Here is a 22,670-nt window from a genome sequence, read left to right as displayed (position 1 = left end):
GGCACCTACTTAGCGTTGAGTCGGGTCGAGGAGCGGCGGCGCATGAGGTCGGCCACGGTGTCGGCCACGACCATGGGCTCCAGCGGCTGCGGCACGACGGCGTCGGCCTTGGACCAGTCGGCCAGCCAGCGGTCGTCGCGCCTGGCGATGATCAGGCAGATGGGCGGGCAGTCGTAGACCTCGTCCTTGGCCTGGCGGGAGACGCCCATGCCACCCGCGGGCTGCGTCTCGCCGTCGAGGACGGCCACGTCGATCTCGCCCGAGCCCAGCCACTGGTGGACCTTGGGCTCCGTGGCGCATTCCACGATCTCCACGAAGGGTACGTCCGCGGCGGGGCGCCTGCCGATGGCCTGGATCACCTCGGCCCTGGTCGCGGCGTCGTCGCTGTAGACGAGGACCCTCATCGTGTCGTCGGTGCTCCCAGTGGACGTCACTGTCGCGCTCGCTATCGCTTGTAGCTGTATGGTCACCTCGGATCGTACCGGTGCGCCGGTGTGCATTCCCAGGCCACCATGCCTGACAGGGGGTTTTGAGGCGATTATCCCAGGTTGCCTCCCGGTTTGTACCTGCTAACCGGGGGGTCGTGCGCGGGACCGACCACCGAAGCCGCAATAATGCTGCCCGTGGCGACAGCATCCGCAATAACTTCGACGACGACAGCACAGTCGTACCGCAGACCCAATCTGGTCAGTGTCGGGACGATCGTCTGGCTGTCCTCTGAGCTCATGTTCTTCGCGGCGCTGTTCGCGATGTACTTCACCATCCGGTCGGTGAGCGAGGGCAACGGCTTCGAATGGGGCCCAGCACTGCACAAAGTGGGCCTCGAGGCCGCTGAGGGCGCTCACCTGAACATCCCGTTCGCGACGGCCAACACGATCATCCTGGTTCTGTCGAGTGTGACGTGCCAGCTGGGCGTGTGGGCCGCGGAGAAGGGGCAGGTCGGCAAGCTCCGCTTCTGGTACATCGTCAGCTTCCTCATGGGCGCGGTCTTCGTGGCCGGGCAGCTGTACGAGTACGCTGAGCTGGCTTCAGAGGGCGCGACCTTGTCCGCCAACGCCTACACCTCGGTGTTCTACCTGACGACGGGCTTCCACGGCCTGCACGTGACCGGTGGCCTATTCGCGTTCCTGTTCATGCTGGGACGCACGTACGCCGCGAAGCGCTTCACGCATGAGCAGGCCACCAGCGCGATCGTCGTGTCCTACTACTGGCACTTCGTAGATGTCGTCTGGATTGGTCTTTTCGCGACTATCTACATCATTCGTTAAGGAACGGGATCTCTGTGACTAGGATCACCGCTTGGCGGCGGCATCCCCTCGCGAGATATGCCGTCCTGATTTTGGCGTTGGCGCTGGTCGGGATGGTATACGCCGCCTTTGTCCAGGCGGGTAAGCCTGCCGACGCGGCACTGGCGGCAGGCAAGGTCGATGACGTGGCCGAGGGCAGGAGCCTGTTCGTCAAGCACTGCTCCAGCTGCCACGGCATGAACGCGGAGGGCACCAAGACGGCGCCCACGCTCGTCGGCGTCGGCGCCGCGGCGGTCGACTTCCAGATGGGCACCGGCCGTATGCCCGCCGCCAACCCGGGTCCGCAGGCGCCGCGCAAGCCGCTGGCGCCCTGGGTCAACGAGACCAAGATCAGGCAGATCGGCGCCTACGTGCAGTCGCTCGGCGGCGGCCCGCAGGTCCCGGGGGCAGAGCAGGTCGACGCCAAGCTCGGCGACGCCGGCAAGGGCGGCGAGCTGTTCCGCGCCAACTGCATCCAGTGTCACAACTGGGTCGGCGCCGGCGGCGCCCTGACGCAGGGCAAGTACGCCCCCAACCTCAACTCGGCGACCCCCACCCAGATCTACGAGGCGATGGTCACCGGCCCGCAGGCGATGCCGGTCTTCAACGACACGACGATCACGCCTGAAGAGAAGCGCAGCATGATCGCCTACATCACGCAGGTCCGCGCGCAGAAGGACCCGGGAGGTTTCGGCCTCGGGCGCATTGGCCCGGTGACCGAAGGTCTCGTAGCGTGGATCGCGGGCCTCAGCGTCCTCGCACTCGCCGCCATCTGGATCACCGCGAAGAAGCGACAGAAGTCATGACAGACAACGAGCACGAGATCGAACAGCCTGATGAGCGCGTTCCCAAGCGCGTCATCGGCACCCCCGCGCCGGGCACCTCGATGCTGGGCACCGCGGAGGCGGCGGACGTCGAGAAGGACGTCCCAGGCGTCACGCTGCCCGACGAGTCGAAGGCCCGCAAGGCCGAGAAGATCGTGGCGCTCTGCTTCACGATCACGTTCCTGGCCGCGATCGCGTTCATCATCTCCTACGTGGTCTTCCAGGTCGGCAGCCCCGAGGCGACCGGAGTGTCCAACTTCGCGCTGGGCACCTCGCTGACCGTGGCGATCCTTGGACTGGCGATCGGCATCGTGATCTGGGTACGCATGATCATGCCGAAGTACTCCCTGGTCCAGGAGCGCCACCCGATGGCCTCCGACGAGGAGTCCCGCGAAGTCGTCGCCGACACCTTCGTCCAGGGCGCCAACGAGAGCGGCTTCGTCAAGCGCAAGCTGATGCGCCGCACGCTGCTGCTGGCCGCCGCGCCCCTCGGCCTCGTGCCGGTGGTGCTGCTGCGCGACCTCGACAACAGCAAGATGCCGGGCGCGAAGTTCAACAAGCTGCTGCGCCACACGGTCTGGGGTGAGAAGACCAAGGAGGGCAAGCCGCTCAGGCTCGTCGTCGAGGGCACCGGCCAGCCGATCCGGGCCGCCGACTTCAACTCGCCCGGCGGCATCCTGTCGGTGGTCCCCGAGGGCTACGAGCACGACCTCAACGCCCTCGCCAAGGCCACGCTGATCCTGATCAAGTTCCGCCCGGAGGAGATCAAGAGCGGCGTCAGGCAGAACTGGACGTACGACGGCATCGTGGCGTACTCCAAGATCTGCACCCACGTGGGCTGCCCGGCGGCCCTGTACGAGCAGAACACCCACCACATCCTCTGCCCCTGCCACCAGTCGACGTTCGACGCGGCCGACGGCGCCAAGGTCATCTTCGGCCCGGCCGCCCGGCCGCTGCCGCAGTTGCCGATCACGGTCGACGCCGAGGGCTACCTCATCGCCCAGGGCGACTTCCAGGTGCCGGTCGGCCCGAGCTACTGGGAACGCGGTGACGCCGAGCGCGCGGCCAGGGAGAAGGGAGACCAGGCATGAGCGATCTGAACGCCGTGCCCAAGGCCATCGCCGGTCCGTCGACCTTCCTCGACGACCGCATCGGCGGGGCCAATTTCCTCAAGCGCAACCTGCGCAAGATCTTCCCTGACCACTGGTCGTTCCTGCTGGGCGAGATCGCGCTCTACTCGTTCGTCATCCTGCTGCTGACCGGTACGTTCCTGACGTTCTGGTTCAAGCCGAGCATGATGGAAGTCGCCTACGACGGCTCGTACGCGCCGCTCAAGGGCGTCATGATGTCGGAGGCCTACGCGTCGTCGCTGGAGATCAGCTTCGACGTCCGGGGTGGTCTGCTCATCCGGCAGATGCACCACTGGGCGGCCCTGATGTTCGTGGCCGGCATGATGGTCCACATGCTGCGGGTGTTCTTCACGGGCGCCTACCGCAAGCCGCGCGAGATCAACTGGATCATCGGCGTGCTGCTGCTGACGCTGGCGCTCGCCGAGGGCCTGACGGGCTACTCGCTCCCCGACGACCTGCTCTCCGGCGCCGGTCTGCGGATCACCGAGGGCGTGGCGATCTCGCTGCCGCTGGTCGGCACGTACATCACGTTCTTCCTGTTCGGCGGGGAATATCCGGGTGGGGATGTCGTCGCCCGGTTCTACTCGCTGCACATCCTGCTCATCCCGGGCATCCTGCTGGCGCTGATCTCGGCTCACATGGTGCTCATGTGGGTGCAGAAGCACACGCAGATGCCAGGCAAGGCGCGCAACAACCACAACGTGGTGGGCGCGCCGTTCTACCCGGCCTTCATGGCGAAGGCGGGCGCGTACTTCCTGTTCACGCTGGCCACGGTGGCGGGCCTGGCGACGTTCACCCAGATCAACCCGATCTGGCTGTTCGGCCCCTACACGCCCGCCGACGTGTCCGCGGGTTCGCAGCCCGACTTCTACATGGGCTTCCTGGAAGGCGCGCTGCGCATCATGGTGCCGTGGGAGATCAACCTCTTCGGCACGGCCCACGCGGGCACCCTGCCGCTGAGCGTGATCATCCCGGCGCTGGTGCCGATGGGCATCGTCATGACGGGCCTGGCGCTCTATCCGTTCCTCGAACGCTGGGTGACGGGCGACCACCGCGAGCACCACATCGCGGACCGGCCGCGCAACAACCCGCACCGCACCTCGATCGGCATGTCGGCCATCACGTTCTACGGCGTGCTGTGGCTGCTGGGCGCCAACGACGAGATCTCGGCGAACTTCCACATCAGCCTCAACTGGACGACGTACGCCGGCCGGGTGCTGATCTTCGTCGCGCCGGCGCTGGCGTACATCATCACCTACCGCATCTGCCTCGGCCTGCAGCGTTCCGACGCTGCGGTCGTCTCGCACGGCGTGGAGTCGGGCGTCATCAAGCGGCTGCCGCACGGTGAGTTCATCGAGGTCCACACGCCGCCGGCGGACGACATCGAGGCCCACGTGCGCGGCAAGGAGCCGGTGGCGATGCTGCCGGTGGCCGAGGACGCCGCGGGCATCCCGCCCAAGGGCATGCGCGGTCCGCTCGGCAAGCTGCGCGCCCGCATGTCCAAGGCGTACGGCGGGGAGAAGATCCCGCTGGACGAGGGACACGGACACGAGCACGAGGACGAGCACGCCGCCATCGGTTCCGGTGGCGACGATCGCAGCCTCACGCACTGACACACCTCTCGCCACACACGGCACGGGCCCGGACGACACGTTCGTCCGGGCCCGTCGCCGTCTCGCGCCAGCGGGGTGGCGCGTAGATGGGAAGGCGCGCGGACGGCGCGCCGGTCAGCGCGTACGGCCCGGCGCGTGCGGTCGGCCTGTACGGGGTCGGCCTAGGTGGGCTCGGCCCGGGTGGGGCAGCCTGGGTGGGAGTCGGACCCGTGCGGGTCAGTCGGCCTCGGGGAAGCCGATGGAGAAGGCGGCGTCCAGGTCGTGCTTGGAGTAGGCGCGGAAGGCGATGTGCGTCTCCGTGTGCAGCACTCCGGCCACCTTGTTGATCCGCCCTGGCACCACCTCGGCGATCTCCTCGTACGCCGCCACCCGCACCATCGCCAGCAGGTCGTATTCGCCGGTGATGGAGTAGACCTCGCTGACCCCTTGGATCTCGGCGATCGTCGCGGCGACCTCCGGGATCCGGTCTACCTCTGCATTAATGTGGACGATAGCCGTGACCATACATCAACTCTATCGTTTCACCTCAAAGGTCGCCCCTCCCGATTGCGGGAGTGATCGAGGTGGCGGTACGCGAGGTCGATGCGGGCCTTGTGGCGGGCGGCGCCCCAGGCGGGCAGGCTCCACTCGCCCTCCACCTCCACCAGCCGCACCCCGGGCGACTCCAGCCAGCGCAGGATGCACTCGGTCTCCTCGGCGCTGGCCGCGTGGATCGGGCCGGCGCCCGGGATGACGGCCTCGGCGGCGGTCTTGAGCGAGGCGACGAAAGGGGTCGGATGGGCGCCCTTCTGCATGACCCCGGCCGCCGCGAGCCGCCCGTACCGGATGACGTGGATGTCCCAGCCGCCGTCGAACGCGGGGCTGGCGGCCACCAGCTCCGGGATGCGCGTGATGGCGCTGAGGCGTTGCATGCGGGCCGCCGTACGGACGAAGGCCGCCAGCCGGTCGCGGTCGACCGACGCCTCCTCGTAGCGCTGCTCCACCGACAGCCGCTCCATGCGGGCCGACACGGCGCTGAAGACGAGCGAGGCGTCGAGCGTCATGGCCCGGCGCGCGCTCTCCGCGTGGATCGCGTATTCCTCCTGGCTCTCCTTGCCCTCGCAGGGCGCGCCGCAGCGGCCCATCTCGTGGAGCACGCAGGCCGCCCGCTGGGTGCGCAGCGTGACGGGCTGGGTGCACTGCCGGAGGGGGACCGCCTCGTGCAGCGCGATGCGCGCCTCGTCGGCCAGCCGGGCGCTGGTGAAGGGGCCGAGATAGGTGGCCCCGTCGTCCTTGAGCTCGCGGACGATCGACAGGCGCGGGAACGTCTCGGTGGTGAGCTTGAGCCAGACCACCTTCTCGGGGAAGCGGGAGCGGCGGTTGTAGCGCGGCTTGGCGCCGCCGATCAGGCGCAGCTCCCTGACCTCCGCCTCCAGGGCGGTCGAGCAGACGACGTGGCGCACCCGCTCGGCGATGCCGATCATCTCGCGGATGCGCGGGCGGGTCTCGCTCGCGGTGAAGTAGGAGCGCACGCGGTTGCGCAGGTTGGTGCTCTTGCCGATGTAGAGGACCTCGCCGCGCTCGTCCTCGAAGAAGTAGACCCCGGGGGCGTGCGGCACGGACTCGGCCAGGTGACGCTTGCGCTGCTGCTCCGGCGTGGGGGCCCGGACGAACGACTTGAGCTCCTCCAGCGTGTGCACCTGGAACGAGCCGGCCCGCTCGATCAGCCCGTGGAGCACGTCGACGGTGGCCCTGGCGTCCTGCAGAGCGCGGTGGCACGGCTCGGTGGGGCTGCGGAAGAACCTGGCCAGCGTCGACAGCTTCGCGTTGGGCACCTCGTCGCGGGTCAGCACGCGGCGGGCCAGGTCGACGGTGTCGACGACCGGATTGGCCGGCGGGGGATAGCCGTGGGCGGCGCAGGCGGCCTTGACGAAGCGGGTGTCGAAGCCGGCGTTGTGGGCCACCAGCGTGGCCCCGCGGATGAACTCCAGGAAGCTCGGCAGCACCGACTCGATCCGCGGCGCGGCCATGACCATGGCGTCGGTGATGCCGGTCAGCACCGAGATGAACGGCGGGATCGGCCCCCCGGGATCGACCAGCGTCGAGAACTCGCCGAGCACCTCGCCCGCCCGCACCTTGACCGCGCCGATCTCGGTGATGGCGTCGTCGGACGGGGCGCCGCCGGTCGTCTCGAGGTCGAACACGACGAACGTGACCTGGCTCAGCGGAGTGCCGAGCTCGTCGAGAGTGCCTTGAACCGCGTCCACGTTCCAAGACCATAGAGAGAAGGACCGACAGGAACGAATCACCATCCCTCTTGATCCTTAGTTACCCTTCCCTTTATGTCCTCGGGAAGACTCGCCGGCCGCTATGCCCTGCTGCGCCCCCTCGGCGCGGGCGGCATGGGGAAGGTCTGGCTGGCCAGGGACGAGATGCTCGACCGCGAGGTCGCGGTCAAGGAGCTCACGCTGGCCGAGGGCATGTCGCCCAAGGAGCGCTCCGACTCGGTGATGCGGGCCGTGCGCGAGGCGCAGGCCACGGCGCGGCTGCGCCATCCCGGCATCGTGGCCCTGCACGACGTGCTCGTCGAGCAGGAGCGGCCCTGGCTGGTCATGGAGCTGCTGCGGGGCCGCACGCTGGGCGAGACGGTCCGCGAGTTCGGACCCATGCCGGCTGTGCATGCCGCGCGGATCGGCGCCGACGTGCTGGAGGCGTTGATCGCGGCCCACGCGCTGGGGATGCAGCACCGCGACGTCAAGCCGGGCAACGTGTTCCTGACCGAGAGCGGGCGGGTGGTGCTCACCGACTTCGGCATCGCCCGGCAGGAGGGCCAGGCCACGCTCACCGAGCAGGGGCTGATGATCGGCTCGCCCGGGTTCATCGCGCCCGAGCGGCTGTCCGGCGAGCCGGGCGGGCCCGCCAGCGACGTGTGGTCGCTCGGCGCCACGCTCTACGTCGCGCTGACGGGCGCGCCGGCCTACGAGGGGTCGGCGGCCCAGCGGGTGCGGGCCACGCTGACGGAGCCCGTACCGGCCGCTCCAGGGCCGCTGGGGCCGCTGCTGTCGGCCATGATGGCGCACCAGCCGGCCGTCCGCCCCGACGCCCGGACGATCGTGCCCGCGCTCAGGCAGGTGGCCGCCGGCGGGCAGGCCCCGCAGCTGTCGCTCACCCAGGACGTGACCGCGCCGACCAGGGTCAAGCGGCGCGGCAGGGCCTCGATCTGGATCGCGGCGGCGGCGGCCCTCGTGCTCGCGGCGGGCGGCGCGACCGCCTTCCTCCTCCTCAGGGACCGGGCGGGCGCGGCGCCGGCCGCGTTCACCGTGCCCATGGACGTGTGCACGCTGATCAGCCAGGAGGAGGTGGGCGCGCTGCTGCGCACGCAGAGCCTGCCCAAGGCGAAGCGGAGCGCCGACGGCGAGGGCCCCAAGTGCGGCTGGACGCTCGCGAGCACCGGCGTGGGCCTGCAGGTGCAGAAGGACTCCGACACCGTCGACCCCTGGTCGATGACCCCGGCCACGGCCGGCGCGCTCTTCCAGGGCCAGAAGCGCTGGTGGACGAGGTACGACAAGGTCGACTGGACCTGGGACGAGATCGGCGCGAAGACCTCGCAGCGGGCCACGCGCACCCCGGTCCGCGAGATCCCCGGGCTCGGCGAGGAGGCGTTCGGCTTCGAGCTGAAGGGCCCCACGGGCCGCGTGCACACCTCCCAGATCTTCTACCGCCTGGCCAACCTGGTGGTCACCGTCCAGTTCACCACCCTCGCGGACAAGCCCACCGACGAGGAGATCAGGCAGCGGGCGCTGAAAGCGGCGCAGACGAGCGAGCAGGCGTTGCGCAATGCCGGATGACCTCTATCTGCTGGCCGGCCGCTACCGCCTCATCGAGCGGCTCGGACAGGGCGGCGCCGGCACGGTGTGGCGGGCCATCGACGAGATCCTCGACCGTCAGGTCGCGGTCAAGCAGGTACGCGTGCCGGAGGGGCTCACCCCGCGCGGGCGGGCCGAGTTCGCCGACCTCGCGATCCACGAGGCCAGGTCCGCCGGGCGGCTGCGCGACCCGGCGATCGTGCTGGTGCACGACGTCGTCCTGGAGGGCGAGCAGCCGTGGATCATCATGGACCTGGTCACCGGCCGCTCGCTGGACAAGGTGATCAAGGAACAGGGGCCGCTGGCGCCCGGGTTCGTGGCCGCGGTCGGGCTGCGCGTGCTGTCGGCGCTGGAGGTCGCGCACGCCCACGGGATGCTCCACCAGGACGTCAAGCCCGCGAACATCCTGCTCGACTTCGACGGCTCCGCCATGCTCACCGACTTCGGCATCGCGACGCCGATGGGCGGTCAGGGCGGCAGGTTCGGCGGCGCGGGCTCGCCCGGCTACATGGCGCCGGAGCGGCTCAACGAGCAGCCGTCGAGCCCGGCGTCCGACCTGTGGTCGCTCGGCGCCAGCCTCTACACCGCGGTGGAGGGGCGCGCGCCGTTCGAGCGGGCGCTGGCCGCGGCGGTGACCGCGGCGGTGCTGCTGCACGAGGCGCCGTTCCCGGCCAGGGCGGGCCGCGACTTCGGCGGCCTGCTCATGGCCATGCTCGCCAAGGACCCGGCGGCCCGTCCCACGGCGGCCCAGGTCCGCCAGGTGCTGAGCGCCCTGGCCGGGCCCGCCCCCGCGCCCAGGCGCCGCCGGTGGCAGGTGCCGGTGGCGCTGGCCGCCGCCGTGGTGCTGGGCGCGGGCGGCTGGTACGCCGCGGGCGCGCTGGGCGGCGGGCCCGAGACGGGCAGGTTCGCCGCGGCGCCCGATCCCTGCACGCTGCTCACCGACGCGCAGGCCGCCGAGATCATGAAGGCCAAGCCGGCGCGCGAGCGCACCAGGCCGGGCGAGTGCCAGTGGATCCTGCGCGACGGCGGGGAGGACGGCCGCCGCCGCATCGTCGTCCGCGCCTGGGCGGAGCGCCCCAACGGCGATCTCGGCGGCCCCCAGGTGGCGCAGCGGCGTTTCGCCAGCGAGAAGAGCAGCCGCGCCGCTGCGGAGGGCACCGTGATGCGCGAGATCCGCGGCTCGGTCACCGACGTCCCCCGGATCGGGGAGTCGGCGATCATCCAGAACAGCTTCAAGGCCTACATCAACAGCGACGCGACGGGCTCGTCCGACAGCACGGTGCTCCTGCGTACGAGCAACGTGCTCGGCGAGGTGGTCTGGCACCGCGAGAACGTGCCGGCCCGCTCCCCGGCCGACAAGGAGCCGGCCCTCGCCGTCGCCCGCCTGGTCTCGGCGGCCCTCTCGAAGTGAGCCCGTCGAAGCGGGTGCCGTCGAAGCGGGCCCCGCTGAAGTGGGCACCGTCGACCTGGGTCGCTGTCAGAATGGGGACGAGTGCTGCAAGTACTTTGCAAGGGGGGTGACTAGCATGTTTCCCCGCAAGTCAGGGCAACCCCAGGAGTCCCAGTGAACCCCGGTAACGAGTGGGAGCCGTCCACCACCCCTTACCAGGTGCCGGGCAGGCGCTTCGAGCCGCCCACCCAGCCGCCGACGTTGCCTCCGATGCCGCCGCCACCGTCGCCCCGGAGGCCCGCCTGGCTGCTGCCCACGCTGGCCGCCGCCATCGTCGTGCTGGTCGCGATGGGCGGGGTGGGCGCGTACTTCGTGGTCAGCAAGGTCTCCAACCCTTCCCAGCCGCCCGCCGCGCAGAGCGAGCGGCCGTCGCGGGCCGCCTCCTCGGCGCCCGTCAGCCTGGACGCGTGCGCCATGCTCCCCGCGGACGAGGCCGACCGGCTCGTGCCCGACGCGGCCGTCACCGGCGATTCCAGGGAGGGCGAGTACACGGTCTCCGTCAACTGCAAGTGGGAGAACCGGCGCATCTCGTTCGGCGAGTTCTGGCGCAGCAGGGAGATCGACGTCAGGATCGATCAGCACAAGGCCGACGGCGCCAAGACCGGCAGGGCCATGGCGCAGAACTCGTACGAGGTCGACTACAGCGGCGACAAGTACGCCGCGACCGCCAAGCCCTCGCTCAAGCCCGACGAGAAGGAGTACATCTCCCCGATCAAGGAGATCCAGGGCGTCGGTGAGGCCGCGCACGCCCAGTACACCTGGCGCCGCAGCGGCAAGCTGCTGTGGTACTCCTACGGCCAGGCCAACGCCCGGGTCGGCGACATGACGATCGAGATCAAGTACCAGGCGGGCCAGCAGCGCAAGGACGCGGAGATCCTGTCCAACAAGACCGCGCAGTCGATCACCGAGGACAACGCGATCCGCGAGGTGACCCGCCTGGCCGGGTTCTTCGCCAAGGGCATGGCAGCCTGGCAGGCGCAGCACCCCAACGTGCTGGCCCAGCCGTCGCAGTCCGACGAGCCCCAGAGCGCGACGTCGTCGCCGAGCGCGAGCGCGACGCCCTCGCCGACCGTCCTGGCGGCCTTCCCCGCCGAGTGCGGGGCGATCACCGAGGTGGCCTCGCGGCTCGTGCCCGAGCCCACCACCAGGGCGCGCGGCACCGAGGCGGGCTCCGACGCGCAGACCGAGTGCCGCTGGCTCAACCTGGAGGTGCCGGACGCGGGCGGGGGGATCAAGAAGATCCGCAGCGCGCTGATCACCGTGCACCGGTTCACCAACCGGGCGGGCGCCGCCGACGAGTCCGCGGCCAAGAGCTACTACGCCAGCGAGCGTGGGGGCGACAAGAACTTCGAGAAGTCCTCCATCGGCGGGATCTCCTGGGGCAAGGTCACCGATCTCAAGGGGATGGGCGACCAGGCGTACCAGCAGTTCATCCGGAACCGGCACAGCGAGGTCTCCGCGTCCACCGGCACGGTGCTGGTGCGCAAGGGCTCGGCGGTCGTCAGGATCGACTTCTCCGGCCACCAGCGGCCCGAGAAGGAGCCGACCAACTCGCCCAAGGTCGAGTTCATGCCGGAGAAGGAAGCGATGGACGGGGTGGCCACCCTGGCCGAGGCGTTCATGGCCCAGCTGGCCAAGCAGCCCGCCGGCAGCTAGACGGCCCGCCGGACAGGGCGGCTCCTGCCCGCCCTGTCCGAGTCATGCCCAGTCATGCCCAGTCATGCCAGTCATGCACCGGCCTGCGCCGCTGGCCCTCGGCGGCGGGTCGCGCGCGGGATCATCCTCCCGGCGGATCATCCGGTCAATGGTTAATGGGGCTGCAACTCACTTGCAAGCGCGACAAATACTGTTATGTCTTGCAGGACCTGAGCCGCGCGATCACGTTTGTCCAGTACAGGGGCATGGGCAAGCCGAGGGGGATCACGCGGCTCATTTCTTTTCCCGGACCAGGAACGGCTCCAGCAGGCCGGGAACCGCCCGCGCCGCCAGCTCCAGGCCGTCGCCGCGGTCCACGTCCACCACGTCGTAGTGGCCCTTGCCCGCGGCGGTGGCGGCGGAGACGGTCAGCAGGCCGTTGCGGCGCTGGAAGTACGACTCGGTGATCGTCCAGCCGGAGACGCCCCGGCGGTCGAGCGCGATCGTGCTGCGCACCACCGCGCCCTGCCTGGTGACGAGGTGGCGGCGGCCGAGCGCGTGGCCCAGGTTCCCGGCGCTCACCACGGCCGCCCACATCCCGAACGGCAGCGCCACCACGGGGATCGCCCAGACGGCGGTCCGCGACCACTCCCACGGCAGCAGCCACGACGCCAGCCCGGCGCAGGCGGCCAGCACGGCCACCGTCACCAGCGCCCGCACGATCCGCTTCCGCCTGGCCGCCACCGGATGGGGGACGAGCCCGCCCATCCCCAGCTCGGCCGCGCCCATCCCCGGCCCGGCCGCGCCCGCCCCCGGCCCGGCCGCGCCCATCCCCGGCCCGGCCGCACCCGCCCCCAGCCCGGCCGTGCTCACCCCAGGCCCGGCCGTGCCCGGTTCAGGTCGGGCGGGGGCGGTGATCTTGGCGGCGAGGTCCCAGGCCAGGGCGCGGGGGAGGGGCGGGGTGAGGGCGGCGGCGTCCTCGGTCTCGTGCTCGTCCGCCTTCCCGAGCCCCGTCGCGATGGTCTTGACGCGGGCCCCGCCGCCCAGCCTCAGCAGCAGCGGCTCGCTGATCTCCACCCCGCGCAGCCTGCGCTCCTCCAGGGTCAGGGACCGGGTGGTCAGCAGGCCGCGGTGGAGGCGGAGGCGGCCTGGTTCGCGTTCGAGCCGGTAGCGTCCCCACGACTCGGCGAACAGCAGGGCGGCGCCCAGGACGCCGACGGCGAGGTTCACGGCGAGGATCAGCGGGACCGCCACCAGCGGCCGCGCCGTCACCCAGTCCCAGAGGCCGGTGGCCGCCTCCTTGGCGAACCTCTTGGCCCCGAACCAGTCCAGCGCCTTGTAGAGCGCCCCGAGCACCACCGCGGCCCCCGTGATGGACCACACCGACAACGGCGCGTACCTGATCCACGACCAGCTCAGCTCCACCAGCGGCCCGTCGCCGGGCGTGGGCCGCCCGTCCTGGCGCAGCAGGGTGCGGCGCAGCGACTCGGCCTCGTGCCTGGTCAGCGGGTCGAGCACGAGCTCGGTCCCCTCGGCCGCGTGCTCGCCCGTGCCGACCTTGACCACGGTCAGGCCGAACACCCGGGACACGGGATCGGCCCGAAGGTTCACGCTGCGGACCCGGTCGAGCGGGATCGAGCGGTGCTGGCGGACGGTGATGCCCGAGCGCAGTTCGAGGCGTTCCGGAGTGAGCCGCCAGCGCGTCGTCCTGAGCCTGGCCACGTCGTACGCCAGCACGGCGGCGACGACCAGCGTCGCGGCCGCCGCGCAGACCGCCACGACCACGCCGATCGGCCAGCCGTCGCCCGTCGCGAAACGCGCGAGCCCGAACACCACGCCGGCGGCGATCGGCAGCGACTTGACCGCGGAGGCCCACAGGCTCCGCCCGGCCAGCCGCCGCCAGGCGTCCCCGGAGTCCGCCCCGCCCACGCGATGGCGTCCCCCGGCGTCATGCGGGAGCGGGGCCTCCAGCCCGCCGCTCCGCGCGGGAAGGCCGTTCACGTCGCGTCCCCCGGGGTGGCCTGGGTGATGGCGGTGAGGCGTTCGGCCAGCTCGGCCGCCACCTCGTGGTCCAGCGCCTCGATCTTGATCGCCCCCGCGGAGGAGGCCGTGGTCACCGTGACGTCCGACAGCCCGAACAGTCGCTGCACCGGCCCCCGCGCGGTGTCGACCCGCTGGATCCGCGACATCGGCGCCACCCGCCAGGTGTGGGTCAGCCACCCCTTGCGGGTGTAGACCGCCTGGTCGGTGACCTCCCAGCGCTCCACCCGGTACGTGGCCCGCGGCCCCACGACGGCCAGCGCCACGCAGCCCGCCGCGAAGAGCCCCACGCACGCCCCCAGCCAGACCGGGCGCGAGCTGAAGATCCAGTACGCCGCCACCGCGGCCGCGGCGACCGGCACCAGGAGGATCAGGCCCTGCACAGTCCACCAGGCGACCGCCCGCGGATCGGCCTGGTTGCGCGGCGGCCGCAGCCCGGCCGGCGTGCCCGCGTTCACCTGCTGCTCTCCGCGCTCTTGCCCGAGTCGGCCACGGCCAGCAGCACGAACCCGAGCACGCCGATCACGATCGCCGCGAACACCTCGTACCCCTCCAGGAACGGCAGCAGGTTGACCACGAGCAGGTCGTGCGCCCACCGCCACCAGCCGAGCAGGGTGTTCACCAGGCCGCCCACGCCCTGCACGAGCAGCAGCCAGCCGAGCAGCGTCAGCACCATTCTCATGGTCCCAAGCGTCGTCCACGGGTCTTGCGGCTCGCGTCGGCCGTAGGTCTCGCCCGGCCGCTACTTTGGTCGCTGTCGCCGCGCCCTCGGCAGGGCCTAACCTCGATGAGCGTGACGGGACTGCGGGGGTACGGCGCTCACGCCCACGAATACCGGTGGCTGCTGCCCTCGGTGCTGCTCGGCGACGGCGGCGAGGGCGGCCGGGTGCGCCGCTCGACCCGCGACTGGATCTCCGACATCGCCATGTTCCTGCTCGCGTCCGGCATCACGGTCCTGACCCTGCCCGACCTCAAGGACGAGCCGGAGCTGCTGCGGGTGCTGGAGCAGGTGGTGGGCGCGCTGTCGTGCGTGGCGGTGTGGCTGCGGCGGCGCTGGCCGGTGGGGTTCGCGCTGGTGACGACCCTGTTCTCGTCCTATCTGGAGATGTCCGGCGGGGCCTCGGTCGTCGGGCTGTTCACCGTGGCGGTGCACCGGCCGTTCAAGGTCTCCGGCCCGGTCATGCTGTTCGCCCTCGTCACGCTCGTGCCCTACATCCTGCTGCGCTCCGACACCGGTCTGGAGCGGAGCGAGACGGCGGCGTTCGCCCTGGCGCTCCTGCTGACCGTGTTCGCGTGGGGCGTCGTGGTCAGGGCCCGGCGCCAGCTCGTCTGGTCGCTCAGGCAGCGGGCCGACGGCGCCGCCGAGGAGGCCAAGCGGCTCGAACGCGAGCGCATCGCCCGGGAGATGCACGACGTGCTCGCCCACCGCATCTCCATGCTCAGCCTGCACGCCGGCGCGCTGGAGTTCCGGCCCGACGCGCCCGCCGAGGAGATCGCCAGGGCGGCCGGGGCGATCAGGACCAACGCCCACCTGGCGCTGCAGGATCTGCGCGAGGTCATCGGCGTGCTGCGCCACGCGCGGCCGGGCGGCGACGACGACCCGGTGCCCGACCGGCCGCAGCCCACGCTCGCCGACCTGCCCACGCTGGTCGAGGAGTGCCGCCACGCGGGCATGGACGTACGGCTCGACCTGCGGGCCGGCGGCGAGGCGCCGGAAGGGCTCGGCCGCAACGTCTACCGCATCGTCCAGGAGGCGCTCACCAACGCGCGCAAGCACGCCGGCGGGGTGCCCGTGGCGGTCGCCGTCTCGGGCGGGCAGGGCGAGGGGCTGTCCGCGGAGGTGCGCAATCCTGTCGGCGCACGCCACACCCCGTGCATCCCGGGCGCCGGGGCCGGGCTCATCGGGCTGACCGAACGCGCCGAGCTGGCGGGCGGGCGGCTGGAGCACGGCGCGACGCCGGGCGGCGAGTTCGTGGTGCGCGCGTGGCTACCCTGGCCGGTGGAGACGACTCGGGAGGACGCATGATCAGGCTGCTGATCGTCGACGACGACGCGATGGTGCGGGCGGGGCTGTCGATGATCCTGGGCGGTGCCGGCGACATCGAGATCGTGGCCGAGGCCGGCGACGGGTCCGAGGTGCCCCCGCTGGTGGCCGAGCACCGGCCCGACGTGGTGCTGATGGACATCCGCATGCCCGGCGTCGACGGGCTCACCGCCACCGAGGCGCTGCGCCGCACGTCCGCGCCGCCCGAGGTGGTGGTGCTGACCACGTTCCACGCCGACGCGCAGGTGCTGCGGGCGCTGCGGGCGGGGGCGGCGGGGTTCCTGCTGAAGGACATCGCGCCCGGCGATCTGGTGCAGGCCATCAGGAAGGTGGCCGCGGGCGAGCCGATCCTGTCGCCCGCGGTGACGCGGCAGCTCATCACGCACGTGTCCGACGGCGCGGCGGGCGACCGTACCGCGCGGGCGAAGAAGCTGCTCGACCGGCTCAGCGAGCGGGAGCGGGAGGTGGCGCTGGCCGTGGGGCAGGGCAGGTCGAACGCCGAGATCGGGCGGGAGCTCTACATGAGCGTGCCCACGGTCAAGGCGCACGTCTCGCGCATCCTGTCCAAGCTCGACCTCAACAACCGGGTCCAGATCGCGCTGCTGGTCTACGACGCCGGACCGTAGTCAGCGGGTCAGGAGCTCCTCGATCGTGGCCCGGTGCAGCACCAGGTCGTCGGGGTCGTCCGGCCGGGGCTGCTCGCCGAAGTGGATCCGGCGCTGCCACACCCGGGCCATCACGATGCCGTGCCGGAGCGCGGCGTACATCTCGTAGAAGTCCATGTCACGAGGCTCGTAACCGGTGAGTTCCCGATATTTCTGGCAAACGTCCTCGGGGCGCATGAAGCCGGGCATGCCGGGGAGGCCCGCGCCGACCGTGAGGTCCTGGAAGAAGCGGTGGATGAAGATCATCCAGGACAGGTCCAGCTCGGGCGGCCCCACCGCGGCCATCTCCCAGTCGAGCACCGCGACCGGGGCGAAGTCCTTGAACATCATGTTCCCGATCCTGGCGTCGCCCCAGCACAGCACGTCGGGTCCGGGCTCCTCCGGCCAGTGCGACTCCAGCCACAGGAAGGCCCGTTCGAGCACCGGGATCGGCCGCTCGCCGTGCGCCCACTCGTAGTAGCCGCGCTGCGCCTCGACGTGCGCGCCCAGCCCGGCGGCCCCGAACGGGGCCAGCTCCGCCGGCGTGAACTCCGCCCGGTGCAGGGCCGCCAGGACCGCCACGCCGGCGTCCTGCACCCTGCGCTGGTCCGCGGGCGCCGCGTCGAACAGCCAGCTCCCGAACGTGTACGGCATCACGTCCGGCGGCACGTCGCCGTCCGCACGCTCCATGACCAGGAACGGCGTGCCCAGGTGATCCGGGTCCGGCTCGAACCAGAGGGCCCTGGGCGCTGGGATCCCAGCTTTTTCCCTGGCCAGACGCATGATCTCGAACTGCGCCCGCAGGTCGTAGGAGGGGAATACCGGAACCGCCTCAGCCGCAGGTGCGAGCCTGGCTACGCAGCGCGTCGCCCCCTCACTCCAGGTGGCGGTGAAAAACAGGGTTTCGCTCGACATTCCGTTCTCGGAGGGCCTGGACACTTCGGACACCGAAGCGCTCCCGCCCACCCTGCCGCGCAGCCAGCCGGTCAGGTTGTCACGCAGCTCGACCAGGTCGCGGGTGGAGGTGCGCATCTCTTCTGTCATGGTCGGCCTCCTGGGTGAACGCCTGTCCCGGCTCAGTCGTACATCCCCAACCAAGCGCTTGTCTAGCCAGAGGCGGCCGTTACGGTCAGGTACGCGGCAGCCGTACCCTTGTCTGAAAGGGCATGTCACGAAGGGACAAGTGGGATGAGTTCAGCGGGTGAAGGCCTGTCTCGCCCGCTTCCCGAGCAGGTGCGGCTCAACGTCGTCGATCTGGCGTCTCAGGTCCTCGGGACGATGCCCGCTGCCTCCATCCCGCCGCCCCTTCGGGGGATCGCCAAGTTCGACCCCCGCAAACGCGCCAAACTCGGCAGCGCGCCCATCGCGGCGCAGCTCGAGAACGACAAGAAGTTCCGCGAGCTGGTGGCCGAATCGGTGGCGGCCGGCTGGCCCGAATTGGTGGCGTCCCTGGCCGAGGGAAATGTCCCCCCCGCCGCCGACCCCGTGCTCGTGGCCGCGGCGGCCTATCTGACCCGGCCGCCCGGCTGGGCGGAGATGATCGAGGTCGCCCGTACGGACCTGGAGCAGTCGGCGGTGGCCGCCGAGGGCTCGGAGCGCGAGGAGGCGGTCGCGCGGCTGCGCGAGCAGCTCGCCGCGCAGAAGACCGCCGCCAAGGAAGAGGCCGACCGGCTGCGCGAGCAGATCAGGGCGGCCCGCGCCGAGAACTCCGACCTGCGGCGCAAGCTCCACGACGCCCGCGAGCGGGCCAAGGGCGCGGTGCAGCGGGCCGAGGAGATGGAGCACGCGGCGGACGAGGCCAAGTCGGCCGCCTCGGCCGCGGGCACCGCGGGCGAGTCCGAGCTGCGGCGGCTGCGCGAGCGGCTGGCCGACGTGGAGAAACAGCTGGAGGCCTCGCGCCGGGCCGCGCGCGAGGGCAGGAGCATCGAGGACGCCCGCATCAGGGTGCTGCTCGACGCGCTGCAGGACGCCTCGGCCGGGCTGCGCAGGGAGCTCGCGCTGCCCACGACGATCAGCCGGCCCGCCGATTCGGTCGCCGCGGTCACCGGTGAGCGGCCCGGCGTGCGGGGGGTTCCCGCGCGGGCGCTGGCCGACGACGACCCGCAGCTCCTCGACCAGCTCCTGGCCCTGCCCCAGGTCCACCTGATCATCGACGGCTACAACGTGACCAAGACCGGCTACGGCACGCTCACCCTCGCCGACCAGCGCAACCGGCTCATGACCGGGCTCGGCGGGCTGGTGGCGCAGACCAGGGTCGAGGTGACGGTCGTGTTCGACGGGGCCGAGCTCAACTCCCCGGTGCAGGTGGTGGCGCCGCGCGGGGTGCGGGTGCTGTTCAGCCAGCCGGGGGAGATCGCCGACGACCTGATCCGCCAGCTCGTACGCGCCGAGCCGCCAGGCCGGGCCATGGCCGTGGTGTCGTCGGACCGCGAGGTGGCCGAGTCCGTCAGGCGGATGGGAGCCAGACCCGTTCCGTCTGGTTTGCTGCTGCGCAGGCTGGGCCGGGCCTAGATTACGGGGACCCCTTATTGGGACCCTTACGGGCGGATTTGTCGCATCACGATTGAGCGGATTAGGGGATGCCTCCCTTGCCACTTCTGTACTATTTCGCCCCAGATATCATCCCTGGGAGGCGACGCCGTGAGGTTTGGCAGGGTGCCGGTGGCCGCGGGTCTCGCGTTCGGGCTGGTGCTTTCCCCTGCGGGAGCCGCCGTCGCTGATCCCAGGCCCACCCTCGGACAGGCCAAGGCCAAGCTCGAGAAGCTCAACGACAAGGCCGACAAGGTCGTCGACCGCTTCAACACGGCCACCGAGCGGCTCAAGGCCGCCAAGGGCACGTACACGAAGCTGAACGAGCGTTACAAGACCAAGCTGGCTACGGTCTCGGACCTGCGTTCCCAGGTGATCGGCATGGCCGTCGACAGCTACAAGCTCGGCACCGACGTGACCTCCCTGCCCGGCCTCGTGAGCGCGGACCGCCCCGACGACTTCCTGATGGGCCTGGCGCTGGCCGGGCAGCTGACGCGGGAGCGGGCGGAGAAGCTGGCCATGTTCGACCGCGAGAACCGCGGGCTGAAGGCCGAGCGCGACAAGGCGGAGGAGGCGCTGGCGGCGGCCGACAGGGAGCGGGACGGGGTCGAGAAGGAGCGTTCGGAGATCATGAAGCTGATCGCCGAGCAGAAGAAGCTCCTGAAGAAGCTGGGCGCCTACAACCCCGGCAACCCCAACAGCGTCGGCATCCAGTACACCGGCCCCGCGTCGGGCAACGCCGCCGCCGTCCTGCGCTTCGCCTACGCCCAGGTGGGCAAGCCGTACGTGTTCGGCGGGACGGGGCCGGGCGGCTGGGACTGCTCGGGCCTGACCCAGGCGTCGTGGCGGGCCGCGGGCGTGTCGCTGCCGCGTACGACCTGGCAGCAGTGGGCCTGGGGCGCCGCTCGCAAGGTCTCACTGAACGCCCTGCAGCCGGGGGACCTCATCTTCAGCTCGAGCTTGGGTCACGTCAGTATCTACGCCGGTGACGGGAAAATCGTTCACGCGCCGCAGACGGGCGACGTGGTCAAGGTCGTCGCACTCTCGTCGTACGGCGGCCGCCTGGTGGGCGCCATCCGCCCGTAGGTCCGCTCGTTTGGGTCACCGCCGGCCCAGTTTCCGGGCTTCTACGACGCTGGATCGTTGACGTCGTCGGGCCCCGGCGGGCGCGCGGGAACGCTCCAGGCGGGCGCCGCGCCACACGAAAGCCGTTAAAAGTGTGACAAACGCGACAATCGTGGCCTGACAAACGGGCGCGAAAACAAATGTGAGCAGTGTCACATTTGGATAACGGAACCTGGTGTTCCAGCAGGGATTTTCATCCTTACTGACTCCACTATCTGATCTTTACAGCCGGTGTCCCGCTTTGCCGATCCTTGACCCTTCGGCGTAGCTTCTGGCGACGTCGCGGTGAACAAGCCATGTCCTCCGCGAACCCGCATCGGTCCCTCCCGATGTGAGACAGATAAAGATCCGCTGGTCAACCGCTCAAACGTCCCCATGTCGACACATCGATCGGGCGGTTGGCCGCCGAGTCCGTGCAGCCAGGAGGCACGGAGCCGGGGACCCAGCGATCCCAGTTCCCCAGGGATCAGGGGGTGAATCGGCGCGCAGATCGCGCCGTAGGGCGACTTCCAGGCCCGAATCCGTCAGCTAACCCGGTAGGCATTCGTGGAAGAGTCAAGGAGAAATCCTGTCTACCTCCCTGCATAACCCCCGTCTGTCCAGAATTGCCCTGAGTGGCGTAGCGCTCACGATGACCGTGACGGCCGGAGGTGCGATCCTCCATGCCCCAACGGCTCAGGCGGCCACGACCGAGTCGGCTTCGACGGCCAAGGCGGTCACGACCGCCCGTACCTCGAAGACGGTCTCGGCCTCGGCGCTGAGGGCGGCCAAGGTCGCCCGTCAGAAGGCGAAGGCCCGCAAGGCCGTCGCCGTGGCCAAGGACCAGGTCGGTGACCCGTATCGCTACGGAGCCACGGGTCCCGGTTCGTTCGACTGCTCCGGCCTCGTCCAGTACGCCTGGAAGAAGGCCGGGGTGAAGCTCCCGCGCGTGGCGAGCAGCCAGTTCGCGCGCACCAGGAACAAGGTCTCGTGGCGGAACCTTCAGCCCGGTGACCTGATGTTCTTCAGGGGGCTCGGCCACGTGGGCATGTACGTCGGCAAGGGCAAGATGGTCCACTCGCCCAGGACAGGCGAACGGGTACGCATCGACAAGCTGGGTGGATGGCGAAGGGCGTCGTTCGTCGGCGCTGTCCGTCCCGGCATGTGAAGAAGCCCCGCCCGGATCCTCGTATTCGGGCGGGGCTCTCCCGTTTCCCGAGGCTCTCCCGTTCTCCTGGGGCTTTCCCGCCGTCCGGGGCCGAGCCCCTTCCACCCGGCACGGCGTCACACGCGGGCCCTTCAGCGCGAGGCCCGTCGCCCCGGGTACGCCCCCACCGCCCCCCTCAACACGGCCACGCGCCCCCACCGCTGGCGGATCACGGCCCCAGCGCCCACGCGCCTCACGGCCTGCGCCACGCTCGCTCCTGGCCCACGCCCGACGCCTCGCGCCCTGCGGCCCACGCCCCGCGCCAGACGGCCCAGGCTCGGCGCTCCGTGCGTCACGGCCTTGGCTCGGCGCTCCTCGGTTCGCGCGCTGCGGCCCGCGCCCGTGCATTGCGGCGCCCACGCCCGACGTTCTGCCCGGTTTGCGGGCAACCCGTCGGCGGCGGACCGTGTGCCGCTGGGCAGTCGTGCCGGAGGTGGCCGGTGCGGGGTGGCCGGTCGCACGGGCGTTGGGCGACTACGATCGGGCATCGTGTCAGGGCAGGTGAGTCGGCGGAGCGCGATCGTATCCATCCTGCTCGTCGCCCTCGCCCCCGCCAGTGCCCCCACCCCCGATTCCCCCATCCTTCCCCCCGGAGCGCGTGGCCTGTGGGGGGACGGGGAGGTCGTGGTGCGCGGGGCGCGGTCCGTCGTGGTCGGGCAGCGCGCCCCGCGTGGCGAGCTCGAAGAGATCGCGCGCCGGGCTGATCGGGCGGGGCGGCGGGTGTCGGCCGTGCTCGGCGGGCCACTACGACCGCTCGTCGTCGTTCCGGCGTCCGCCTCCGAGGCGGCCAGGCTGGCAGGGGTGGGGCGGGTCGACGGGCTGGCGGCGGTGGCCGATCGCGGGCGCGTGATCATCGTCCCCGAGTACTTCGCCGAGCTGAACTCCACCGGCAAGGACGTCGTGCTCGCTCACGAGCTCACCCACGTCGTGGCCGGCACCGATCACCTGCCCCCGTGGCTCTATGAGGGGTTCGCCGACTACGTCGGTTACCGCGACTCCGGATTGCCCGTGAGGACCGCGGCCGCCGAGCTCGCCGCCGAGGTGCGGGCCGGGAGGCTGCCGGGGGAATTGCCCGGACCTGCGGCTTTCGCGGCTGACGGGCGGGACCCCGTCCGACTTGCGCGGGCGTACCAGGAGGCTTGGCTGGCGTGTCGCTTCCTCGCTGACCGGTTCGGTGAGGGGACGCTTGTGAGGCTCTACCGGGACGCCCGCGTGGATGGCGTAGATCGAGCACTCGCCGCGCTCGGGCTCTCCGCGGCCACGCTGACGGAACGGTGGCGCGACTACGTGCGGGACCAGCTCGCGTGAGGGGGAGGCAG

The 22,670-nt window shown here is 71.0% G+C and carries 20 protein-coding genes and 1 riboswitch; of the genes, 13 read left to right on the top strand and 7 right to left on the bottom strand.

What is annotated here, in order from left to right; genetic code table 11:
* Positions 1-5 precede the first annotated feature (5 nt).
* Positions 6-404 (bottom strand): hypothetical protein, encoded by a 399-nt coding sequence (locus ABZS69_RS57290; protein ID WP_355390314.1) that lies wholly within the window; start codon positions 402-404, stop codon positions 6-8.
* Positions 405-614: 210 nt separating this feature from the next.
* On the opposite strand from ABZS69_RS57290, the gene ABZS69_RS57285 reads away from it, so the two are divergent.
* From ABZS69_RS57285 to ABZS69_RS57270, 4 genes are read left to right on the top strand one after another with little or no spacing between them, the layout of a single operon-like run.
* Positions 615-1,268 carry a heme-copper oxidase subunit III gene (locus ABZS69_RS57285; protein WP_355390165.1) on the top strand — a complete coding sequence of 218 codons (654 nt, stop codon included), beginning with the start codon at positions 615-617 and terminating at the stop codon, positions 1,266-1,268.
* A 14-nt stretch (positions 1,269-1,282) separates the two neighbouring features.
* The gene (locus ABZS69_RS57280) at positions 1,283-2,092 is read left to right on the top strand and encodes a c-type cytochrome (protein WP_355390162.1); all 810 of its coding nucleotides are present in this window, start codon (positions 1,283-1,285) and stop codon (positions 2,090-2,092) included.
* Complete coding sequence (locus ABZS69_RS57275) at positions 2,089-3,201, top strand: Rieske 2Fe-2S domain-containing protein (RefSeq protein ID WP_355390159.1); 1,113 nt, start codon at positions 2,089-2,091, stop codon at positions 3,199-3,201. Before ABZS69_RS57280 ends, ABZS69_RS57275 begins: the two co-directional genes overlap by 4 nt.
* Positions 3,198-4,853: a ubiquinol-cytochrome c reductase cytochrome b subunit gene (locus ABZS69_RS57270; RefSeq protein ID WP_355390156.1), complete on the top strand. Its 1,656-nt coding sequence runs from the start codon at positions 3,198-3,200 to the stop codon at positions 4,851-4,853. The genes ABZS69_RS57275 and ABZS69_RS57270 overlap by 4 nt, the downstream gene beginning before the upstream one ends.
* A 216-nt stretch (positions 4,854-5,069) precedes the next feature.
* On the opposite strand, the gene ABZS69_RS57265 is transcribed toward ABZS69_RS57270, so the two are convergent.
* Together ABZS69_RS57265 and ABZS69_RS57260 are read right to left on the bottom strand one after the other, a co-directional pair.
* Positions 5,070-5,357, bottom strand: a complete 288-nt coding sequence (locus ABZS69_RS57265; RefSeq protein WP_355390153.1) for an Lrp/AsnC ligand binding domain-containing protein — start codon at positions 5,355-5,357, stop codon at positions 5,070-5,072.
* A gap of 17 nt (positions 5,358-5,374) precedes the next feature.
* Positions 5,375-7,099 carry a DEDD exonuclease domain-containing protein gene (locus ABZS69_RS57260; RefSeq protein WP_355390151.1) on the bottom strand — a complete coding sequence of 575 codons (1,725 nt, stop codon included), beginning with the start codon at positions 7,097-7,099 and terminating at the stop codon, positions 5,375-5,377.
* Positions 7,100-7,174: 75 nt separating this feature from the next.
* Between ABZS69_RS57260 and ABZS69_RS57255 the strand changes: the two genes are divergently transcribed.
* From ABZS69_RS57255 to ABZS69_RS57245, 3 genes are all read left to right on the top strand, one after another.
* The gene (locus ABZS69_RS57255) at positions 7,175-8,680 is read left to right on the top strand and encodes a serine/threonine-protein kinase (protein WP_355390148.1); all 1,506 of its coding nucleotides are present in this window, start codon (positions 7,175-7,177) and stop codon (positions 8,678-8,680) included.
* Entirely contained in the window at positions 8,670-10,109 is a 1,440-nt protein-coding gene (locus tag ABZS69_RS57250; protein WP_355390146.1) for a serine/threonine-protein kinase, read from the top strand. The genes ABZS69_RS57255 and ABZS69_RS57250 overlap by 11 nt, the downstream gene beginning before the upstream one ends.
* A gap of 153 nt (positions 10,110-10,262) precedes the next feature.
* The gene (locus tag ABZS69_RS57245; RefSeq protein ID WP_355390144.1) at positions 10,263-11,804 is read left to right on the top strand and encodes a hypothetical protein; all 1,542 of its coding nucleotides are present in this window, start codon (positions 10,263-10,265) and stop codon (positions 11,802-11,804) included.
* Between the two features lie 273 nt (positions 11,805-12,077).
* On the opposite strand, the gene ABZS69_RS57240 is transcribed toward ABZS69_RS57245, so the two are convergent.
* Genes ABZS69_RS57240 through ABZS69_RS57230 form a run of 3 tightly spaced genes read right to left on the bottom strand, consistent with a single transcriptional unit; the run spans position 12,078 to position 14,505 of the window.
* Positions 12,078-13,784, bottom strand: a complete 1,707-nt coding sequence (locus ABZS69_RS57240) for a PH domain-containing protein (RefSeq protein ID WP_355390142.1) — start codon at positions 13,782-13,784, stop codon at positions 12,078-12,080.
* Positions 13,781-14,281, bottom strand: coding sequence for a PH domain-containing protein (locus ABZS69_RS57235; RefSeq protein ID WP_355390140.1), 501 nt, complete (start codon positions 14,279-14,281; stop codon positions 13,781-13,783). Before ABZS69_RS57235 ends, ABZS69_RS57240 begins: the two co-directional genes overlap by 4 nt.
* Entirely contained in the window at positions 14,278-14,505 is a 228-nt protein-coding gene (locus ABZS69_RS57230; protein ID WP_355390138.1) for a hypothetical protein, read from the bottom strand. Before ABZS69_RS57230 ends, ABZS69_RS57235 begins: the two co-directional genes overlap by 4 nt.
* A gap of 111 nt (positions 14,506-14,616) precedes the next feature.
* Here ABZS69_RS57230 and ABZS69_RS57225 point away from each other — a divergent pair, with 111 nt between their 5' ends.
* Together ABZS69_RS57225 and ABZS69_RS57220 are read left to right on the top strand one after the other, a co-directional pair.
* Positions 14,617-15,849 carry a histidine kinase gene (locus tag ABZS69_RS57225; protein WP_355390136.1) on the top strand — a complete coding sequence of 411 codons (1,233 nt, stop codon included), beginning with the start codon at positions 14,617-14,619 and terminating at the stop codon, positions 15,847-15,849.
* Positions 15,846-16,493, top strand: a complete 648-nt coding sequence (locus ABZS69_RS57220) for a response regulator transcription factor (RefSeq protein WP_355390134.1) — start codon at positions 15,846-15,848, stop codon at positions 16,491-16,493. The genes ABZS69_RS57225 and ABZS69_RS57220 overlap by 4 nt, the downstream gene beginning before the upstream one ends.
* On the opposite strand, the gene ABZS69_RS57215 is transcribed toward ABZS69_RS57220, so the two are convergent.
* Entirely contained in the window at positions 16,494-17,555 is a 1,062-nt protein-coding gene (locus ABZS69_RS57215; protein WP_355390132.1) for a phosphotransferase family protein, read from the bottom strand. It lies immediately after the preceding gene.
* A 144-nt stretch (positions 17,556-17,699) separates the two neighbouring features.
* Here ABZS69_RS57215 and ABZS69_RS57210 point away from each other — a divergent pair, with 144 nt between their 5' ends.
* The 4 genes from ABZS69_RS57210 to ABZS69_RS57195 all read left to right on the top strand — a co-directional run bounded on the left by ABZS69_RS57210 (position 17,700) and on the right by ABZS69_RS57195 (position 22,659).
* Positions 17,700-19,022 (top strand): NYN domain-containing protein, encoded by a 1,323-nt coding sequence (locus ABZS69_RS57210; RefSeq protein ID WP_355390130.1) that lies wholly within the window; start codon positions 17,700-17,702, stop codon positions 19,020-19,022.
* Positions 19,023-19,151: 129 nt separating this feature from the next.
* A complete protein-coding gene (locus tag ABZS69_RS57205; protein WP_355390128.1) occupies positions 19,152-20,126 on the top strand; it encodes an NlpC/P60 family protein in 975 nt (324 codons plus the stop codon).
* A 432-nt stretch (positions 20,127-20,558) separates the two neighbouring features.
* Positions 20,559-20,723: riboswitch (cyclic di-AMP (ydaO/yuaA leader) on the top strand.
* Between the two features lie 73 nt (positions 20,724-20,796).
* Positions 20,797-21,312, top strand: a complete 516-nt coding sequence (locus ABZS69_RS57200; RefSeq protein ID WP_355390126.1) for a C40 family peptidase — start codon at positions 20,797-20,799, stop codon at positions 21,310-21,312.
* Positions 21,313-21,840: 528 nt separating this feature from the next.
* On the top strand, positions 21,841-22,659 hold the full coding sequence (locus ABZS69_RS57195) for a hypothetical protein (RefSeq protein WP_355390124.1): 819 nt from the start codon (positions 21,841-21,843) through the stop codon (positions 22,657-22,659).
* Positions 22,660-22,670: the final 11 nt, after the last annotated feature.

Origin of the sequence: Nonomuraea sp. NPDC005650, assembly GCF_040605375.1 — a bacterium.
In the GTDB taxonomy this organism is placed as follows: Bacteria; Actinomycetota; Actinomycetes; order Streptosporangiales; family Streptosporangiaceae; genus Nonomuraea.
The sequence above is the reverse complement of the archived record's forward strand: the minus strand, read 5'-3'. Positions and strand labels throughout refer to the sequence as shown.

Bases quoted from the DNA above. Each gene is read 5' to 3' on its own strand.
- ABZS69_RS57230 (WP_355390138.1), bottom strand. From the start codon at position 14,505: ATGAGAATGGTGCTGACGCTGCTCGGCTGGCTGCTGCTCGTGCAGGGC.
- ABZS69_RS57250 (WP_355390146.1), top strand. From the start codon at position 8,670: ATGCCGGATGACCTCTATCTGCTGGCCGGCCGCTACCGCCTCATCGAG.
- ABZS69_RS57215 (WP_355390132.1), bottom strand. From the start codon at position 17,555: ATGACAGAAGAGATGCGCACCTCCACCCGCGACCTGGTCGAGCTGCGT.
- ABZS69_RS57255 (WP_355390148.1), top strand. From the start codon at position 7,175: ATGTCCTCGGGAAGACTCGCCGGCCGCTATGCCCTGCTGCGCCCCCTC.
- ABZS69_RS57275 (WP_355390159.1), top strand. From the start codon at position 2,089: ATGACAGACAACGAGCACGAGATCGAACAGCCTGATGAGCGCGTTCCC.
- ABZS69_RS57200 (WP_355390126.1), top strand. From the start codon at position 20,797: ATGACCGTGACGGCCGGAGGTGCGATCCTCCATGCCCCAACGGCTCAG.
- ABZS69_RS57270 (WP_355390156.1), top strand. From the start codon at position 3,198: ATGAGCGATCTGAACGCCGTGCCCAAGGCCATCGCCGGTCCGTCGACC.
- ABZS69_RS57210 (WP_355390130.1), top strand. From the start codon at position 17,700: ATGAGTTCAGCGGGTGAAGGCCTGTCTCGCCCGCTTCCCGAGCAGGTG.
- ABZS69_RS57220 (WP_355390134.1), top strand. From the start codon at position 15,846: ATGATCAGGCTGCTGATCGTCGACGACGACGCGATGGTGCGGGCGGGG.
- ABZS69_RS57290 (WP_355390314.1), bottom strand. From the start codon at position 404: ATGAGGGTCCTCGTCTACAGCGACGACGCCGCGACCAGGGCCGAGGTG.
- ABZS69_RS57265 (WP_355390153.1), bottom strand. From the start codon at position 5,357: ATGGTCACGGCTATCGTCCACATTAATGCAGAGGTAGACCGGATCCCG.
- ABZS69_RS57285 (WP_355390165.1), top strand. From the start codon at position 615: ATGCTGCCCGTGGCGACAGCATCCGCAATAACTTCGACGACGACAGCA.